The following is an 18327-nucleotide window of genomic DNA, read 5'->3' on the forward strand; positions in this document are numbered from 1 at the left end:
GTCGCCTGAGAGAGCTGCGCTGCCTTAAGAAGCCGTTTCCGGATCGAGCAAGCGGTGCATGTGGACGATGAAGTAACGCATATGAGCGTTGTCGACCGTCGCCTGTGCCTTGGATTTCCAGGCTTTGTAGGCTTCGGCATAATTCGGGTAGATTCCGACGATATCCAGTTCGTCCAGATCGCGGAACGTCAGCCCTTCCGGTGATTCCAGCTCGCCGCCGAACACAAGATGAAGGAGCTGCTTCGGAGTATCGGTATTACTCATCAATATCCTCGCTTTCGTCGCTGCAACCGGTCTGTTACCTGATCAGGTCGTCGAGCGCGTCGCGCACAGGCCCGATCAGCGCAACAGGAGCTGCGATCAGGGCCGGGTGGCCGGTCTTGGCGCGGTTGTAGATCAGGTTCCGACCCGACAGGTCGGTCAATACACCGCCCGCTTCCTGCACCAAAAGATCCGCCGCCGCAAGATCCCAATCGCTCGGCCCGCCCCGTGCGGCCCCGACATCGACCCGTCCTGCTGCAACGATCGCCAGCCGATAAGCCAGGGAGCGCAGGATTTCCGTGCCGACAAAACCTGCAGCGACAACGTCCTGATTGGCAACAATGGAATGCGGTCCGGTCAAGGTTGCGCCGGAAAGGCCGGTGCGATCTGACACCGCCAGTCGTACCCCATTGAGCCAGGCTCCGCCGCCTGTACGGGCCAGAAACATCTCGTCCCGGCGCGGGCAAAAGACCGAAGCTGCAACGGGCCGACCGGCCTCGACCACGGCAATCGCCACCGTCCATTCGTCCCCACCCGCCAGAAAAGCCCGCGTGCCGTCAATCGGATCGACAATAAAGACACGCTCGTGGTTGAGACGGCTGCGGTCGTCAGCGGTTTCCTCCGAAAGCCAGCCGTAGTCCGGCCGCGCGGACCGCAGGTAGTCCGCGAGAAAACGGTCTACCGCGAGATCTGCCTCGGAAACCGGCGACATGCCCGCCTTGCCCTTGTACCAGGTCTCCGGATCCTGACCGAAGAAACCCAGCGCAATATCGCCCGCCTGGCGTGCAGCCAACTCCAACAGGCGCAGGTCCGCGTCCCTTCCGGCTTCATCCAGCCCGATTTCGCTTCGTCCGGTGTCGTTCAGGCCCTTGTCAGCTTCCGGCAAGGGCCATTCCTTCAATCATGACCGAGGGAGTGGCTGCCGAATAACGATTGTCGAGGTCGCTGCCGGGCACGAGCCGTGCAAACATGTCCTTCAGATTGCCTGCAATGGTGATTTCACTAACGGCTTCTACGATCTGGCCGTTTTCGAACCAGAACCCGGCGGCCCCACGCGAATAGTCACCGGTAAGGCCGTTTACGCCGTGACCGATCAGGTCGGTCACCAGCAGGCCCTGCCCGGCTTCCGCCATCAATTCTTCCAGCGATTTTTCGCCCGGCATCAATGTGACGTTCGTTGCGCCAGGCGACGTGCCGCTGCCACTGCGGTGCGCCCGGCCATTGGGCGTCAGGCCCAGTTCGCGTGCGGAAGCACCGTCCAGAAACCAGTGTCGCAGGACACCGTCTTCGATGACATCGAGACGTTCCGCCCGGGTCCCTTCCCCGTCGAAGGGGCGTGTTGCGGCACCCCGGCGTTTGAACGGGTCGTCAACCACCTGGATGCCAGGTGCGAACACGGCCTCGCCCATCCGGTCTTTCAGGAAGCTGGTCTTGCGCGCAATTGCGGCCCCGTTGATCGCCCCGACAAGGTGCCCGAGAATGCTGCGGGCAGCGCGCGATTCATAAATGACGTTCGCGGTGCGGGTCGAAAGCTTGTTCGGGTTGAGACGGCGCACAGCTCTTTCACCGGCCCTGCGTCCGATCTCCGCCGGTGCTTCCAGGTCTTCATAATAGGTACGGCTGTCGAAATCGTAATCCCGCTCCATGCCGGTCCCTTCCCCTGCGACGGCTGTCATGGACATGCCATAGCGGGACGACATATAGGACCCCTGGAACCCATGGCTGGTCGCCAGAACGACACCGGCAAGACGCCAGGAGGCCCCCGCACCGCCGGATTTGGTGACGCCTTCGACTTCCAGACCGGCAGCTTCCGCTTCCAGCGCGATCTGCGTCAGGTCCTCGGCAGTCATTTCCTTTGTGTCCAGAAGCTCGAGTTCCGGAAACTCCTTCACGAGAAGATCCTGATCGGCAAGACCGGCATAGGGATCTTCCGGCGCGACCTTGGCCATGGCGACGGCCCGTTCAGCCAGGCTTGCCGGATCATCGAGACGGTTGGCTGAGACAGCAGCAGTGCGCTTGCCGACAAACACCCTCAAGGTGACGTCGTCGCCTTCGGCCCGCTCGGTTTCTTCCACCTTGCCTTCGCGAACATCGACCGAAAGCGAGACACCGGTAACCGCAATCGCGTCGCAGGCGTCAGCTCCGGCCTTGCGGGCTGCTTCCACCAGACGGGCTGCCCGGGATTGCAATTCGCTTTGATCAATCAGTTCCGACATCGTGTCCGCTCTTTCGTCTTCTGGTTCGGCAGTTGTTTACGCCCCGCACGGCTGCGCTGCAACTGTCGGGGCCTTTTGCGGGCAATCCGGTCGTGCCGGGCGCCGTCCAGAGCCATGGTTTTCCCCTGATAGGTGGGAAATGGGATTTTGAGCCGGTTCCGGCAAGAGGTTGCAATGCCGCAGCGCCTCATCCGATTTTCATAATGATGACCGCAAGATAGGCGGGATCGGGACAGGGTGGAAAATTCATTCAAAGGTTGTATCAAGTCGAATCTGCCACATGACTGAACAAGGTGTTACCTGTCTGATTACATTCCAGTAACCCTCTTATAAATCAGACTTTTTTAACTCTGTATCTTAAGTGGTTCACGACTTTTCTTCAGTAGATTGAATGCATCGAGAGACCAAAAATGGTCCGACCTAAAGGTCCGGTGGAGAGTCATTTGAGACGTCAAACAGAAATACAGGAAATGGTAGCAACCGGGGTCGGCGCCCAAACGATGCCGCATCCCGGTTGCCTGCCGGCCCACTTCGAGCAACGCCTTGAAAACCGGCCGGGTACCCCTTCCCTGCCAGCCGAAATTTTCCTGGATCGCGACAGGGCGGTCATCAAGCGGCGGGTTGCCGGTGTTCCGGTGACGGTGGTGGTGCCCGCTCAAGGTTTCGATGGTGTCATGGTCCGGATCGTTCCGGGCGCGGTGCCGGGCGAAATCGTGGCGGCACTGATCCTGAAACATCCCGATAGCGCGCTGTCGATCACCCTGGCCGAAACCGAGAAATCCGACGACCTCGCGGTCCTGTGGAGCCGGTGGGCCCAGGTGTTCAACCTGCCTATGCTGGTGTGTGACCTCGGCGGCAAGGTAAAGCCGATCGAAGCCTACAGCGCCGTTCCGGCTTCAAAACCTGCGCCCCGGCGCAAGCTGCGCCTATTGACCGGCCGCCGTCCGCGCTTCCTGAACCGCCGTCTTCCCGGCCGGCAGGAACCTTCGGCAACCGTCCACGCCAATGAGCGTGAGATCATTGCCCGCACCTGAGCGTGCACACGACAGTCTTCAAAAAAAGCCCCGCTGAGCGGGGCTTTTTTCGTTAGAGCGCACCGATAAGGGCATCGGCGAAGAAACCGAAGAACAGGATCCAGCCATAGGTCCCGTTGGATCGGAACAGTTGCAAGCACTGATCGCCGTCATCGATATCCAGAACGACGATCTGCCACCCCAGGTGAATGACGCCAGCCAGGATGCCGACAAAAGCGGCCGGACCGGCATCGGCAAAGATCGCAGCCAGAAAGAACAGCGCGGTTGCGCAGCTGTAGAGCAGGATGAGAGCCGGCTTGGTGTGCTCATCGAAGAGGCGGGCCGTCGACTTCACACCGACAAGCGCGTCGTCCTCCTTGTCCTGATGGGCATAGATCGTGTCGTAGCCGATCGTCCAGCAGATGCCGCCGATATAGAGAAACACCGGTGACCAGGACAGGGACCCAAAGGCGGCCGCCCAGCCCATGAGCGCCCCCCAGGAAAAGGCGAACCCCAGAAACAGCTGCGGCCAGTTGGTGATGCGCTTCATGAACGGGTAGACCGCAACCGGCAGCAGCGAGGCGATGCCCAGCCAGATCGTGTAGGTGTTGAACTGCAGCAGCACCGCAAGGCCGATGAGGGCCTGGACCACCAGAAAGATCTTTGCCTGAAGTCTGGACACCTGCCCCGCCGGGATGGGCCGGGAGCGGGTCCGCTCGACCTTGGAATCGATGTCGACGTCGACGAGGTCGTTGTAGGTGCAGCCTGCACCGCGCATGGCAACCGCACCGATGAAAAACAGAACCATGTGCCAGGGGTCCGGCCAGGCCTTGCCACCGGCGACCGCCGCCAATGCCGCCGACCAGAAACAGGGCCACAGCAACAGCCACCAACCGATCGGACGTTCCCAGCGGGCAAGGCGCGCATAGGGGCGCAGGCCAGCCGGCAGCCGCGTGTCCACCCAGTGCTGCTTGACCGCATCTGCAACCGGCCCCGTGTCGTTCGTGGAAAACACTTTCGATCCGTCCATTTCTCGATTATCCGGCGGAAACGCTCCTGCTTTCCGCCCTTCTCAGGTTCTTTTAGCGATTTTCAGCAGGAAATTCATCCCGCAAGAGGTCACAGGGGCGCTATCGTGAAACTCAGAGTTGGGCAAGGTGTCATGGTCTGACGACCCAAACCCCGGTCAGCCCTCGGTTTCCTCTTCGCGCTTGCCACACTTGGCTGGCAAGCGTTCCGGCCTTTTGCTGGTCGCGGAAACCACCTCTCCCGCCGCGTCACAAGTTGGGCGGAGACCGGCAGAAATGCGCCGTTGCATGCGCCGCCAATTGCGGTATGCCGCCCTCCGTGTTAGGGGACGGCCCTCTTGCTTCAACCTTCACGAAGAGACTGCCCGTTTATGAAACTTCTCCTGATCGGATCCGGCGGCCGCGAACACGCGCTCGCCTGGGCGCTGGCAAAATCTCCCAAGCTGACCAAGCTCTATGCGGCGCCCGGCAATGCCGGGATTGCCGAGGTGGCCGAGCTTTGCAATCTGGACACCGCGGATCATCAGGCAGTCATCGGTTTCTGTCGCGAACATGCCATCGATCTTGTGGTCGTCGGCCCCGAGGCACCGCTTGTGGCCGGCCTTGTCGATGATCTGGAAGCGGCCGGGATCAAGGCTTTCGGTCCGTCCAGAGCAGCGGCCCAACTGGAGGGCTCCAAGGCCTTCACCAAAGGCGTGTGCGACGAAGCAGATATTCCGACCGCCGGATACGGCCGCTTTGATACGGCAGATGCCGCGCTCGCCTATGTCCGGGAAAAAGGTGCACCGATTGTCGTGAAGGCGGACGGGCTTGCAGCCGGCAAGGGTGTCGTGGTCGCCATGACCCTGAAAGACGCCGAAGAGGCGGTAACGGCCTGTTTTGAAGGCTCGTTCGGGGCTGCAGGTGCGGAAGTCGTCATCGAGGAATTCCTGGAAGGCGAGGAAGCGAGCTTCTTCGTGTTGTCCGACGGCACCAACGCACTGCCGCTTGCCACCGCCCAGGACCACAAACGCGCCTATGATGGTGACGAAGGCCCGAATACCGGCGGCATGGGCGCTTACTCGCCCGCTCCTGTCCTGACAGATGCACTGATTGCCGAGGTGATGCGTACCATCATCGAGCCGACCATCGCGACACTGGCCAAACGTGGCACCCCTTTCAAGGGCGTTCTCTATGCGGGTCTGATGATCGGCAAGAACGGCCCGAAGCTGATCGAATACAATACCCGCTTCGGTGATCCGGAATGCCAGGTCCTGATGATGCGCCTCAAGAGCGACCTGCTGGAGCTGCTGCTTGCAAGCGTCGAGGGCCGGCTGGACCAGACAACGGCGGACTGGCGCGACGAAGCCGCACTGACGGTCGTCATGGCCGCCAAGGGTTACCCGGGCAGCTACGACAAGGGCACGGAAATCCGTGGTCTCGATACACCAGCAACGGATGACGTTGCCGTCTTTCATGCAGGCACCAAACGCGATGGCACGCAGATCCTGGCAAATGGCGGACGCGTTTTGAACGTGACGGCGGTCGGCACCACCGTTCGCGAGGCACAGCAACGGGCCTACGAGCGGATCCGCGACATCGACTGGCCGGAAGGCTTCTGCCGAACCGACATCGGCTGGCGGGCCATCGCCCGGGAAAGCTGAGGCCGAGCCAGGCGAAAAACCGGCAATCGTGGCATTTCCGGTTTCCGGGACTTGGCAGGCGCTTGAAAGCAAAGGTAATCTTCTCCCCGGTGCGGGCTGGGGAGACAGACGTGAAAAACGACCTGCCGGATCTGTTTCCGGGGTTTGACAGCATCACTGTGGAAGCCAACGACGTGCGGCTTTTCTGCCGGACCGGCGGGTCCGGCCCACCGTTGCTTTTGCTGCACGGCTACCCGCAATCTCATGTCTGCTGGCACAAGGTGGCCCCGCAGCTTGCCGAACACTTCACGCTCGTCCTGCCCGACCTGCCGGGGTATGGCCGTTCGTCCGTGCCGCCGCTATCACACGATCACGCGGCCTATTCCAAACGAAGCATGGCCTCGGTCATGGTCGAGCTCATGAAGGTGCTCGGCCACTCGACGTTCTTTCTGGCTGGCCATGACCGTGGCGGCCGGGTGGCTTACCGCCTTGCCCTCGATCACCCGCAAGCCCTTCTGAAGGTCGCCGTACTCGACATCCTTCCGACATGCGACTACTGGGACCGGATGGACAGGCTGTTCGGCCTCAAGATCTATCACTGGATGTTTCTGGCCCAGGCTGCGCCTTTCCCGGAAAAGACAATTTCTGCCGCACCGATACGATTTCTCGATCACACGCTGGCCAGCTGGACTGCAGCCAAGAACCTGTCGTGCTTTTCCAAGGAAGCCATGGCGCATAACCGTGACTGGTTTTGCGAACCAGACCGGGTATCGGCAACCTGCGAGGACTACCGCGCAGGTGCAACGATCGACTACGACCACGACCGCGCGGATCTGGATGCGGGAAGAAAGATCCTTGTTCCCCTCCTTGCACTTTGGGGAAGCAAAGGTATTGCCACCAGCGTGTACGATCCGCTTGAAGTCTGGCGGGGCTGGTCAAGGACCGCTGTCGGCGCCGCGCTTCCCGGTGGGCACTTCCTGCCCGAAGAAGCCCCGGAAGAGACGGTCACTGCCCTCCTCGAGTTCTTCGCAAGCGCATCAGGGAGTTGAGGGCACCGCGCCATACGACTTGCTTGCCAAGTTGAGGCTGGCTCGCGTCAATCGGCTGGGTCAAACACAGACGCTTGGGCGGCGACATCACCTCAACTGGTGACGTTCAAAGGAGATCGTCTGATTTAGATCAAACTATTTTGCCGCATCGCCAATCATCAGGCTCAGCGCAAATACATTTGATCTTGAGACTGGAAGAATTCCTCTCGAATGAATTCTATTCTTAATAAGCCTTAAGGAACACATTCAATACAATTTAACCAATACAGCCTATTGAGAAAATTGGCAGTGATGGTTTGCATAACTTCGCCGTGCCCGGCGACCATAACAAACAGCGGACTGTCCTTGCCGATCAAAGAGGAGCTACGGCTGCTCGGGGGAACGGGTGCAACGCGTGGGCAAGCAAGAGTTTTGGCAAGACAAGGACTTGCGCGACGAGAAATCGCGCACAGTTGCGCGTGGGCGAAGTCCGAGTGCCATTCTTGACCAGATCCTGGCGCGGTGGTGCAAGGACGAAACCCGTTTCGAAAAACCCCTTCGCGTTGTTTTTCTGTCGTTTCTCTGCCTGACAGTTGCCGTCCTGACGCTCCAGAACGTTGTGACCGAATATCGTACGCTGAGCGAGCCGCAGGACCTGATCGTCCGGACGACTGAACGTCTTTTGATGCATCAACGGGCGTTGGGCGAACAAACGCTCGACCAGGCAGTCAGTGTCGTCAGCGCCGACACGGATCTGCAGACAGCCATCCGCAAGAAAGACACCGCCAACATCAAGGCCGTTGCCGACAGGGTCTTCGCCGGAAAAGCTGCCGATCTCAATATTGCGGAATTGACCATCTATTCCGCCGACCAGCAGATCGTCTATCGCGCACAAAGCAATGCCACCCCGGCACAGGATTCCGCCAGCTTCGAGACCGAACTGAATTCCAACCGTTTTCGCGAAGTCGATGCTATCGAACTCGGCCGCAACAACGAGTTCATCGTCAGCGTGCTGAAACCCTGGCTCGTTGAGGGAACACGGATCGGTTATCTGAAACTCGCGATCAATATCGAACAATCGCTCGCGCTGGCCAGTTCCGCGGTCAATGCCCAGATCGTCAAGGCCTGCGAAGTCGCCGAAGCAGGTGATTCCAGCACGGTTCACTACAAGGTTCTGGGCAATCTGACGCCGACCGGCTTCGACTTCAGCAAGATCGCTTCCAACGGCCACTTCGCCGGCTTCAACAGCTTCTTCCTCCAGAACAGCAAGGTGTTCATGGTTCGCGATCTGCCAATTATGGTCGTAACCCCGAACAACGACGTGAAGCTTCTGCTGGTAAAGGACATCACGGACAACATCTGGGACTTTGCCAAGGGGACATTGCTTTCTCTGATGGCAGGCATCGGTCTGGCGCTGCTCGCCTGGACGGTGGTCTTCCGTCTCCTGTCCCGTCTTCAGTCCTCCGTGCAGCTGACGCGTTCGCGCCTCGAGGCAGAAGTTCTGGACAATACCCTGAAGCTGGAAAGCAGCACGCTTCAACTTATCGAAGCCCAGCGGATTGCGCATGTGGGCAGCTGGGAACGCGATATCGCTTCAAACGAAATCCTGGGCTCGGAAGAATACTACCGGGTCATGAAGATCCCGCCGAACCTTCCGGCAAACGAGATCCAGGCCTATCTCTTTGATCGTATTCCCGGTGACGACCGGAAGAAAACCCTGGACGCGGTCAACGCAGCGGTGAAATCCTGCGGTGAATTCGACACCGAACACCCGCTGGTACATGACGACGGCACCATCCAGTACCTGCACGTTCGCGGGTATGTGCTTGCCGGTCGGGACGGTAAGGCATCCAAGGTGATCGGGACCGTTCACGACATCACCGACCGATGCCTGGCAGAACGCAGGAACCATCTGCTGGCCAATATTCTGGAATCCTCGCTCAACGAGATCTACATCCTCGACGCGGAAACCTTCCAGATCGAATATGCCAACCGCTGTGCCCTGGCCAATCTCGGCTACACGATCGAAGAGCTGAAATCCCAGAAAATCGGCGATATCGATCCCGTTTACGACCCGAACACGGTCCGGCGCCACGTCGCGCCCCTCCTGAAAGGACATCGGGACAACCTGTCGGTCGAAAGCGTTCACCGGCGCAAGGACGGCACGGAATATCCGGTCGATCTCAGGGTACAGCTTCTCCGCGATCAGGACCGCGACCTGTTCGTGGCCATTGCCAATGATGTTTCCGAACGGGTGCAGCGGGAAAACGAAACCCGCGAAGCCAAGGTCCGGGCGGAGCGCCTGGCCTATTTTGACCCCCTGACCAAATTGTCCAACCGCGCCGGCTGCCAGCGCGATGCCAAGGAGCGTTTCGCCCGGAGCGAGAAACCGGCGTTCCTGGTTCACGTCGACATGGACGGATTCAAGCGGGTCAACGATACACTCGGCCATCTTGCCGGCGATCATTGCCTGGAAGAGACGGGCCGCCGGCTGCGCGAAGTCTGCCGTGGGCTGGGCACGGCCTATCGCTGGGGAGGCGACGAGTTCGTCATTCTGGCGGAAAGCGGAACGTCGGATCCCAACGAGTTGTGCGAACGGGCGCGCCGGATCATGCGGATGCCGATGGAGTTCAACGGCAACAGGTTCTGGCCGACCGTCAGCATGGGACTGGCACTGTGCCCGGAGGACAGTGACAACTTCGACACGCTTCTGGTCAATGCCGATCTCGCGCTTTACCAGTCCAAGGAAAACGGCAAGGACCGGTATACTTTCTTCCGTCCGGATATGCGCACAGACAGCGAAACGGAAGCACAGATCGAGCTGGAACTGAAGGACGCGGTCAAGAACGACCAGTTCTTCCTCGTGTTCCAGCCGCAGGTCAACCTGCGCACTCAGGCCGTTACCGGCATCGAAGCGCTGGTACGCTGGCGACACCCCGAACGCGGCACGGTTTCGCCCGGAGACTTTCTGCCGGTCGTGGAAAAATCCGGTCTGGCGCCGATCCTGGGTGAGATTGTCATCGACAAGGCTTTTGCCGCTGCCCGGCACTGGATCGACCAGGGCCTCGATTTTGGCCGCATCTCCGTGAACATCTCGCCATCGCACCTGTCGTCCGGGCTGCTGCTCGAGCACTTCAAGGCCGCGATGGAAAAGCACAATGTCGGACCGGAGCGGATCACCGCCGAAGTTCTGGAATCGGTGTTCCTGAACGACAACCGGTCAGGTCACCTGGCTGCGCTGCGGCAACTCTTCGAGCTCGGCGTTCATATCGAGCTGGATGATTTCGGCACCGGCTATGCGTCCCTCTCCCATGTCTCGGACTTGCCGATAAACGGGCTGAAGATCGACCGCTCCTTCACGCGCCAGATGCTTCAGGACCCGAAAAAGGAAGTGATCGTCAACCAGCTCATCCATCTGGCCCGATCGCTCAACATCGGCATAGTCTGCGAAGGCGTTGAAACCGAAGAGCAATACGACCGGCTTCGGATGATGGGCGATTTCTCGATCCAGGGTTACCTGATTGCCCGGCCGATGCCGTTTGATCATGCAACGGACTGGATGTCGGAAGCCGCGGACGATCTATACTTCGTGATCTGAGTTTTTCCGGCATTGAGAGGGTTTTCCTGTTCGCAACTGCCGTTGCAGGCAGTTGCAAGGTTGGCAAGGCGCGCGTCAGCCCCCATGTGCAGGGAGTAACGCTCTCAATGCCGGACCCGCGCCATGCCCTCTACCTCCTCCCCCAGAATCGGTCTTGCCCTTGGCGGCGGCGGTGCGCGCGGCCTCGCCCACATCCCCGTTCTGGAAGCGCTGGATGACCTGGGCATAAAACCTGTCCGGATCAACGGCACGTCCATCGGTGCCCTGATGGGGGCGGCCTATGCCAGTGGTCGCAGTGGCCAGGAAATCCGCGACATTGCTCTGGAGATTTTTGCTGATCGCAACAGTGTGTTGTCGCGCCTGTGGCAGTTGAGACCACGCAAGTTCGCAGATGTGTTCCGTGGCGGCCCGGTGCAGTTCGACCCGCTTCGCGTGCTGGAAGTGTTTGTTTCGGACTATCTGTCCGAAACGTTCGAAGAGCTGGACATCCCGCTGCGTATGCTGGCGACGGACTTCTATCGCTGCGAGGAAGTGGATTTTGAAAGTGGCCCCTTGCTGCCTGCCCTGGCCGCCTCGATAGCGATTCCCGCGGTTTTCAGACCCGTGCGCTATGGCGACCGATTTCTCATCGACGGCGGCGTCGTCAATCCACTGCCTTTCGACGGGCTCAGGGCGAGTTGCGATATCGTCATTGCCGTTGATGTCGTTGGCGCGCCGGTGCCGCGAGACAACAAGGATGACATCAGCATGCTGGATTCCCTGTTCGGCTCTTCCCAGATCCTGATGCAGACCATCACAAAGCAAAAACTGAAATCAGATCAACCGGATATCCTGGTCAGCCCGCCCCATGACTCCATCCGGGTTCTGGACTTCATGAAAGCCGAGAGCATACTGGATAAGGCGGAATCCTTGCGTACAGTTACCAGGGAAAAACTGGAGGAACTGATAAAAGAAACAATGGAAGTTACTTGATGGCAACATCAGCAGATTTATCCGTATAATTCCTTTTTATTGGACCCGACTTTGCGTTTAACAAATCATTAATCTTACTCCTAAATACTTTTCTCAATCTATTAGGAGAAGGTCAATGCGGCCATCGGGATCAACAGATTTGGAAGCCTGTCCGGTATCGGAAGATTTGCTGAAACGGTTGCTGGATGCAACGTTGAACGCGGTTACTGATGTCGGATGCCAGCTGCCGGAACAGCAGCGCGCGGCACTTGCCGTCTACTGCTATCGCCGTGCGCATTTCCGCCGTCTGGGCCTGTCGCTGGCCTCGCTTTGCAGCCAGCAGGCGCTGGTCATGGAGGCCGGGCACGCGGGCGATCTTATCTACCGCCAGGCAAGCAGCGCCGGGTTCATGAGCGAAAGTGACGCGGCCAACCGGACGGCAAAGTCCGGGAAACCGCCGGTCAGTCTTTACGTGGTCTGAAAGTCAATTCCGGGGCTGGTTCTTCCTCCCACCCGCCCCCACCTCAGGCAACCGCCTTTGCAGCTACAAGCGCAGGCCGGTTGCCTTTTCTTTTGGCATCCCCTTCCAAAACGTCTCAAGTTTCAGGCAAACGGGCAGCGCACACCTCGACATGCCTTGCCGTTGGCGGTCTGCCCCCTAGTATTTTGCTCAGGTGTGGTTTTCGGGATGGACTGACATGGCGATGTGCTTTTTCCCAATTCACGGACGGCGACAGAAGGCCGGCGGATTGTTCCGGCTGGTTCCGGTGCTGCTCAGCCTTCTGGTTACAGCTGTTGTTGCAGGACCCGCATTCGCGGTCTGTCAACTGGTTGCAGACGCCCCCTACCGAGCGCCCGGGCCGGACGAAATGCGCATCTGGCGCGCGTCTCTTCAGGCAAATGAAGTCCAGATCCGCTACATCGGCCATTCCACCTTTGAACTTGAAACGCCCAAGGGCGTGCGGATCGCAACCGACTACAACGACAGTGTCCGCCCGCTTCTGCCGCCGGATGTAGCCACGATGAACGGGGCTCACAGCACGCATTACTCCATCAGCCCGGATCCGAACATCGAACATCTTCTGTACGGCTGGAACCCGAAGGGCGGGCCGCTGGACCATGACATCACTGTTGAGGATGTCCGCATCCGCAATATCCAGACCAACATCCGTGGCTGGGACGGGGAAGAACGCCGACTCGGCAATTCGATCTTCATCTTCGAGGTCGCCGACATGTGCATTGCGCATCTCGGCCACCTGCATCACCGGCTTACGCAGGAAGATCTCGTCCGCCTTGGTCAGATCGACGTCGTATTTGCGGCCATAGACAATTCCTCGACGCTTCGGCTGGACAGCCTGATGGACGTTCTGGAAAGCATCGGCCCTGCGATGGTCGTGCCGATGCACTTCCATTTTTCCGGAGCACTTCAGGCCTTTGTCGGGCGAGCACAGGAGGCAGGGTATGACATCGTGCGGGCGCAAACGCCGGCGCTGATCGTCAGCCGTTCCAGCCTGCCAACGCGGAAAACCGCCTACATCATGATGCCGGGCGGCGCCTGACGGGTGAAGGAAATCCCATAGCGAGACGAGAGGGTTGATGGCGGGCCGAAAGAGACTTCAGCCGCCATATCGCAGGAACACGACCTGGCTATCGCCTGCCTGGCGGCGGTCGAGTTCCTCGAAGCCTGCGGGAACATCGATGTGAGCTGAAGATCTCTCTTCAAGCACGCACAAGGCGCCCTGTTTCAGCCAGTCTCCGCCTGCTGCCGAAGCAAGGGCCTTTTCACCCAGCTTCTTGTCATAGGGAGGGTCGGCAAACACCAGATCGAAAGGCTCGATGGTGCCTGCACTACCAAGGCGGGTGGCATCGCGCCGGAAGATCTTGGCAGCGCCATTGAGGCCCAGGGCCTCCATGTTCCGGCGAATGATGCCGCGCGCTTCCGTCCCTTCTTCAATGAAAGTGCAATGTCGGGCGCCCCGGCTGATCGCCTCGAAGCCCAGCGCGCCCGTGCCGGCAAAAAGATCCAGGACCCTTGCATCTTCAAGATCAACATCCAGGCCATGAGCCAGGATGTTGAAAATGGTTTCTCGCAATCGGTCGCTGGTCGGCCGTGTGTCGTGCGATTTCGGCGCGGCCAGAGCCGCGCCCTTGAAACGCCCGGCGACTATTCTCACGAACGATCTCCGCGACGCGGCGGACGTCCACCTTTCGGAGGCCCGCGCCGGTCGTCCTTGTCACGGCTGGAGCGGCGTTCCTGCTGCTTGTCTTCGACCACGCCTTCCTCGCCCCAGATGCGGCGCGGCGGCGGTGTGAAACGCTCTTCACCGAAATCCTTGCGTGGTTTCGGTTCGGACGTCAGGCGGAAACGGGAGCGCGGCGAGACTTTTACTTTTTCCTGGCGCGGCCCGGCATTCTTGCGCGGCCCCTGGCCGGATGCCTTCTTGCGATCTTCACGCTTTTCGCTGCGTTCAGTCTTGGCTGCGCGCTTGCGATCGGTCTCACTACGGCCTTCTCGCGCGGTCATCCAGCGACCCTGGCTGGCTTCACGCTTGCCGCCATCCCTGCCGCTACTTTCCCGGCCGCCACCTTCCCGGCCACCGCCACGCTTGGCGCCTGCGGACTTCTTTTCCGCTTCCGGCTTGGGGGCATGAAAGATCGGAGCGTCAAAATCCGCACCGGCTTCCTCGGCCAGCGTATCGCCCAACTGGTCACGCAAAACGCGGCCCCGGATTTCACGGACGTCGCCTTCCGGCAGATCCATCAGCTGGAACGGGCCATAGGACAGGCGGATCAGGCGGTTCACGGCAAGGCCGAGATGTTCCAGAACCCGCTTGACCTCACGGTTCTTGCCTTCGCGCAGGCCGACCGTCATCCAGACGTTGTTGCCCTGCTCCTTGTCGAGCGTCGCCTCAATCGCGCCGTAGAGCACGCCATCGATCGCGATACCGTCCTTCAATGTGTCGAGATCCGCCTGGGTCACCTTGCCGAAGGCGCGCACGCGGTAGCGGCGCAACCAGCCGGTGGCCGGCAATTCCAGAACGCGCGCCAGGCCGCCATCATTGGTCAGGAGCAGCAAGCCTTCAGTGTTGATGTCGAGCCGGCCCACGGTCAGGACGCGCGGGAGATCATCGGGCAAGCGCTGGAACACCGTCGGACGGCCTTCCGGATCCTTGTTGGTCGTCACCAGACCCCGTGGCTTGTGGTAGAGCCAGAGCCGGGTGCGCTCGCGCATCGGCAACGGTTCCCCGTCCACCAGCACTTTGTCGTCTGCTGTCACTGTTACCGCAGGCGTGGTCAACAGCTTGCCGTTGAGCTCAACCCTGCCATTTTCGATCCACACTTCCGCCTCTCGGCGAGAACACAGTCCGACGCGCGCCATGACCTTGGCAATGCGTTCGCCACGATCATTGGCTTCGTCTGCCAGCGGTGCAGTCGCCGGTCTCGGCGCCTGTTTTTCGAAGTCGCCCTTTTTGGGGCCGGCTTTCGATTTGTCGTTCGGTGCGGACCGGCGCTTTTCCGGTGCACGTTTATCGCGTCCCCGGCCTTTTGCGGGACCCGGGCGCTCGGAAGAGAATTTTCTTGTCGTCATGCGCGCGTCATAGCAGAGCTTGAGCCTTTCGGGAATCGCTTGTTTTCTGCATAAACCGCAGAGGCGCCGTGCTCCGGATGCATGGCAGTGGCCTGACGCCTCCGCGAAGGCCCTGTCCGGGGCTGACGACCGGCATAATAACGGGTAAACAGAACAAAGCCGACAGCCTCTCAAATCGAGGCTGAACCCTACACTTACGCTCCGACTCACCCTGCTCGATGCTTACCACTTCTGCCAATCAGACATCTTTCATGGATCTCGCGCTCGAAGAGGCCGAGAAAGCGGCGGCACGCGGTGAAGTGCCGGTCGGTGCGGTGCTCGTTCGCGATGGTGAAGTGATCGCTCGAGACGGGAACCGGACGCTGGAGCTCAACGATCCGACAGCTCACGCAGAAATTCTCGTGATCCGCTCCGCATGCGAACGGGCAGCTTCGCAACGCCTTCCGGACTACGATCTCTACGTGACCCTCGAACCGTGTCCCATGTGTGCGGGAGCGATCTCCTTCGCGCGGGTCCGCCGGCTTTACTATGGCGCAGGAGATAAAAAGGGCGGCGCGGTCGATCATGGCACCCGCTTTTTCTGCCAGCCGACGTGTCATCACGCACCGGATGTCTATTCCGGCATAGGCGCGACACGCGCGGCGGAGTTGCTCAGATCGTTCTTTCAGGCAAAGCGCTAAACGGTTTTCAAGTTAAATTGACCGGATTGCCCGTTGCTCAAAAGCAACAACATCAACCAATCGCTCATATCTGCTGATTTCACCTCTCCGAGAGGCTGAAACTGACATCTACGAACGGCATAATGTGCGTGGGGGTATTTCCGCACTTCATCGGAGTATCAAATGACTCGTAATGTTGTTCTCGGGGCAATTGCCGGTTTCTTCGCGGCCGCAAGTCCGGCTCTTTCGGCCGACCTGCCAGTGGCTCCGGAACCTGTCGACTATGTCCGGATCTGTGACGCCTACGGCGCGCGCTTCTATTACATTCCCGGCACCGAAACCTGCCTGCGCGTAGGTGGTCGTGTCCGGACCGAATTCCGCGTCCGCAACTTCGGCGAGGCCGAAAACGCCTGGGGCGACCGGGACACCGATGGTTACCAGTGGCGTTCGCGCGGGTATCTCTACCTTGATGCACGTACCGCGACCGAATTCGGCACACTGCGTGCCTTTATCGAATCCTACATCACGCTGACCAACGCCTCGACTTCGACCACGCTGGACAAGGCCTATATCCAGTGGGGTGGCCTGCTGGCCGGTCACAACGGTTCGAACTTCGACTTCTTCACCGGATATGCCTTCAACGCGCAGATCGAAAGCTATTCCGATCGCAAGCTGAATCAGGTCGCCTATACGATGGCCTTCGGCAACGGCTTCAATGCGACTGTCGCGCTGGAAGACCGTTCGGGCCGCGAAGAGAATATCGCGTTCAACGGCACCAACCAGAGCTATGGCGGCACCCGCGCTCCGGACTTCGTCGCGGCACTGGGCGTCAACCAGGGCTGGGGCCAGGCCCAGATCATGGGTGCTCTTCACCAGGTCTATCCGAGCGCTGCCTACAACGGTCTTGCAGGCCGGACGGAAGACGAACTCGGCTGGGCAGCTGGTGCCGGCGTGACCGTGAACTTCGGTGGCTTTGCCAAGGGCGGTGCGGTCTCCCTGCAGGCCGTCTATACCGATGGCGCCAGCGGATACGGGTCCACGGGCTGGAACAGCCGCATCACCGATGCGGTCTGGAATGGCAGCAGCACCGAGACCACCAAGACGCTGAACATCTTCGGCGGCGTGACGCTCGGCGTAACCGACACCGTTCAGGTGAATGTCGAAGGCGGCTACCATGATGTCGATGGCGGCACCAGCGCCTATGACTTCACCCAGTGGGACGCGACCGCAAACGTGGTCTGGGAACCGGTCTCCGGCTTCCTGATGGGCCCGGAATTCCAGTATCGTGACGTCGACTACAGCCGCTCCTCTGGCCTGAACGATACCTACGAGCTCTACGGGACCTTCCGTCTGCAGCGCACATTCTGATGCCGTAATCCTGGCAAAGGAAAACCCCGGGCACGTCGCCCGGGTTTTTCTGTTTCAGGCGTAACACCGCAGATGGTTCAAGAGCCTTCGTGCCATTTCACCCAGGCGGCGAGAACGAAGTCCCACATCCCGTTTGACCACAGATTGCTGTGACCGCCACCTTCGACAATCACAAGCTGCCTGGGGTCTTTCGCAAATTCATAAAGACGCCTGCCGTGTTCCACCGGGATGACCCGGTCTTCCGTCCCGTGCACGATCAGGACCGGCGCGGCGATCTTGCCGACGCGATCCCGTGTCGCCATCGGGTCGCTCATCATGAGGCCCACCGGCAACCAGGGATACCTGTCCCAGGCCATGTCGATCAGCGCCGTATAGGGCGCTTCCAGCACCACAAGGTTCGTTTGCGGACGCTCTGCCGCCACTGCGGCCGCAACACCCGAGCCAAGACTTTCTCCATGGACAATGACCGGCGTGCCCGAAGCTGCCATCCGGTCGAAATGTTCAAGGCCGTCCGAAATCAACGCCCCTTCCGACGGGCTCCCCTCACTGCCGGCATATCCCCGGTAGCTGGGCGCATAGAGACCGAAACCGCTGTCCAGGATCTGTTTGAACCGCTTCCAGCGGGAGGAGACATTGGCTGAATTGCCGTGAAAATAGAGTACCGTGGGAGTGCCTTCAGTAGCAGGTGGCGCGTGCCAGACGGTCACCTTTGTACCGTCAGCCATCGCCGCTGTTTCAACGGTGACACCTGAGAGCCCCTTTTCATCCGGCGTACTCAACTCTCCGGTTGGAACGAAGATGAAGCTGCGCTGGTTGAAATACATGTAACCGGCCGCCATGGCGTAGGCGATGCCGGCAATGACAGCCACACGCGAGACGGCCTTCCAAAGCGTGCGCCCAGGTCTGTCGGTCTTGTTCAATGCCTGTTCCGCGCTTCCGGAGCCCGTTTGTGTCATCTGACTGTCTCCCATTGCTCCGACGTCTACGATCCGCA

The 18327-nt window shown here is 60.0% G+C and carries 16 protein-coding genes; 9 read left to right on the plus strand and 7 right to left on the minus strand.

The window, feature by feature from the left end:
* Positions 1 to 24: 24 nt before the first annotated feature.
* Genes HCG46_RS11030 through HCG46_RS11040 form a run of 3 tightly spaced genes read right to left on the minus strand, consistent with a single transcriptional unit; the run spans position 25 to position 2477 of the window.
* The gene (locus HCG46_RS11030) at positions 25 to 264 is read right to left on the minus strand and encodes a DUF4170 domain-containing protein (RefSeq protein WP_023002035.1); all 240 of its coding nucleotides are present in this window, start codon (positions 262 to 264) and stop codon (positions 25 to 27) included.
* Between the two features lie 34 nt (positions 265 to 298).
* Positions 299 to 1147, minus strand: a complete 849-nt coding sequence (locus HCG46_RS11035) for a 3'(2'),5'-bisphosphate nucleotidase CysQ (protein WP_205838467.1) — start codon at positions 1145 to 1147, stop codon at positions 299 to 301.
* Positions 1134 to 2477 (minus strand): TldD/PmbA family protein, encoded by a 1344-nt coding sequence (locus tag HCG46_RS11040; RefSeq protein WP_023002037.1) that lies wholly within the window; start codon positions 2475 to 2477, stop codon positions 1134 to 1136. The genes HCG46_RS11035 and HCG46_RS11040 overlap by 14 nt, the downstream gene beginning before the upstream one ends.
* A 443-nt stretch (positions 2478 to 2920) precedes the next feature.
* Here HCG46_RS11040 and HCG46_RS11045 point away from each other — a divergent pair, with 443 nt between their 5' ends.
* Positions 2921 to 3511, plus strand: a complete 591-nt coding sequence (locus tag HCG46_RS11045; RefSeq protein ID WP_208984425.1) for a DUF6101 family protein — start codon at positions 2921 to 2923, stop codon at positions 3509 to 3511.
* A gap of 52 nt (positions 3512 to 3563) precedes the next feature.
* Here the strand turns inward: HCG46_RS11045 and ubiA are convergent, their stop codons facing one another.
* Positions 3564 to 4520, minus strand: a complete 957-nt coding sequence (gene ubiA, locus HCG46_RS11050) for a 4-hydroxybenzoate octaprenyltransferase (protein WP_075282254.1) — start codon at positions 4518 to 4520, stop codon at positions 3564 to 3566.
* Positions 4521 to 4889: 369 nt separating this feature from the next.
* Here ubiA and purD point away from each other — a divergent pair, with 369 nt between their 5' ends.
* From purD to HCG46_RS11080, 6 genes are all read left to right on the plus strand, one after another.
* The gene (purD, locus tag HCG46_RS11055; protein ID WP_075282253.1) at positions 4890 to 6161 is read left to right on the plus strand and encodes a phosphoribosylamine--glycine ligase; all 1272 of its coding nucleotides are present in this window, start codon (positions 4890 to 4892) and stop codon (positions 6159 to 6161) included.
* 110 nt (positions 6162 to 6271) lie between these two features.
* Positions 6272 to 7189, plus strand: a complete 918-nt coding sequence (locus HCG46_RS11060) for an alpha/beta hydrolase (RefSeq protein WP_168686212.1) — start codon at positions 6272 to 6274, stop codon at positions 7187 to 7189.
* Between the two features lie 427 nt (positions 7190 to 7616).
* Entirely contained in the window at positions 7617 to 10766 is a 3150-nt protein-coding gene (locus tag HCG46_RS11065) for an EAL domain-containing protein (protein ID WP_168686214.1), read from the plus strand.
* Between the two features lie 123 nt (positions 10767 to 10889).
* Positions 10890 to 11738, plus strand: a complete 849-nt coding sequence (locus HCG46_RS11070) for a patatin-like phospholipase family protein (protein ID WP_168686216.1) — start codon at positions 10890 to 10892, stop codon at positions 11736 to 11738.
* Positions 11739 to 11931: 193 nt separating this feature from the next.
* Positions 11932 to 12198: a hypothetical protein gene (locus HCG46_RS11075; RefSeq protein ID WP_209009442.1), complete on the plus strand. Its 267-nt coding sequence runs from the start codon at positions 11932 to 11934 to the stop codon at positions 12196 to 12198.
* A 268-nt stretch (positions 12199 to 12466) separates the two neighbouring features.
* Complete coding sequence (locus HCG46_RS11080; protein ID WP_209009443.1) at positions 12467 to 13276, plus strand: MBL fold metallo-hydrolase; 810 nt, start codon at positions 12467 to 12469, stop codon at positions 13274 to 13276.
* A gap of 57 nt (positions 13277 to 13333) precedes the next feature.
* Here HCG46_RS11080 and rsmD read toward each other — a convergent pair whose 3' ends face one another.
* Together rsmD and HCG46_RS11090 are read right to left on the minus strand one after the other, a co-directional pair.
* Positions 13334 to 13891, minus strand: coding sequence for a 16S rRNA (guanine(966)-N(2))-methyltransferase RsmD (gene rsmD / locus HCG46_RS11085; RefSeq protein ID WP_168686218.1), 558 nt, complete (start codon positions 13889 to 13891; stop codon positions 13334 to 13336).
* The gene (locus HCG46_RS11090) at positions 13888 to 15306 is read right to left on the minus strand and encodes a pseudouridine synthase (protein WP_209009444.1); all 1419 of its coding nucleotides are present in this window, start codon (positions 15304 to 15306) and stop codon (positions 13888 to 13890) included. Before HCG46_RS11090 ends, rsmD begins: the two co-directional genes overlap by 4 nt.
* A gap of 218 nt (positions 15307 to 15524) precedes the next feature.
* Here HCG46_RS11090 and HCG46_RS11095 point away from each other — a divergent pair, with 218 nt between their 5' ends.
* Complete coding sequence (locus HCG46_RS11095) at positions 15525 to 15986, plus strand: nucleoside deaminase (RefSeq protein ID WP_168686220.1); 462 nt, start codon at positions 15525 to 15527, stop codon at positions 15984 to 15986.
* Positions 15987 to 16148: 162 nt separating this feature from the next.
* Positions 16149 to 17333, plus strand: coding sequence for a porin (locus HCG46_RS11100; RefSeq protein WP_055657792.1), 1185 nt, complete (start codon positions 16149 to 16151; stop codon positions 17331 to 17333).
* A gap of 77 nt (positions 17334 to 17410) precedes the next feature.
* Here HCG46_RS11100 and HCG46_RS11105 read toward each other — a convergent pair whose 3' ends face one another.
* On the minus strand, positions 17411 to 18289 hold the full coding sequence (locus tag HCG46_RS11105; RefSeq protein WP_209009445.1) for an alpha/beta hydrolase: 879 nt from the start codon (positions 18287 to 18289) through the stop codon (positions 17411 to 17413).
* Between the last annotated feature and the right edge of the window lie 38 nt (positions 18290 to 18327).

The organism is Labrenzia sp. PO1 (assembly GCF_012273635.1).
Lineage (GTDB): Bacteria > Pseudomonadota > Alphaproteobacteria > Rhizobiales > Stappiaceae > Roseibium > Roseibium algicola.

Excerpts from the sequence above, each read along its gene's own strand:
- HCG46_RS11100 (WP_055657792.1), top strand. The coding sequence starts at position 16,149 with ATGACTCGTAATGTTGTTCTCGGGGCAATTGCCGGTTTCTTCGCGGCC.
- HCG46_RS11030 (WP_023002035.1), bottom strand. The coding sequence starts at position 264 with ATGAGTAATACCGATACTCCGAAGCAGCTCCTTCATCTTGTGTTCGGC.
- HCG46_RS11095 (WP_168686220.1), top strand. The coding sequence starts at position 15,525 with ATGCTTACCACTTCTGCCAATCAGACATCTTTCATGGATCTCGCGCTC.
- HCG46_RS11070 (WP_168686216.1), top strand. The coding sequence starts at position 10,890 with ATGCCCTCTACCTCCTCCCCCAGAATCGGTCTTGCCCTTGGCGGCGGC.
- HCG46_RS11090 (WP_209009444.1), bottom strand. The coding sequence starts at position 15,306 with ATGACGACAAGAAAATTCTCTTCCGAGCGCCCGGGTCCCGCAAAAGGC.
- HCG46_RS11040 (WP_023002037.1), bottom strand. The coding sequence starts at position 2,477 with ATGTCGGAACTGATTGATCAAAGCGAATTGCAATCCCGGGCAGCCCGT.
- ubiA (WP_075282254.1), bottom strand. The coding sequence starts at position 4,520 with ATGGACGGATCGAAAGTGTTTTCCACGAACGACACGGGGCCGGTTGCA.
- HCG46_RS11105 (WP_209009445.1), bottom strand. The coding sequence starts at position 18,289 with ATGACACAAACGGGCTCCGGAAGCGCGGAACAGGCATTGAACAAGACC.
- purD (WP_075282253.1), top strand. The coding sequence starts at position 4,890 with ATGAAACTTCTCCTGATCGGATCCGGCGGCCGCGAACACGCGCTCGCC.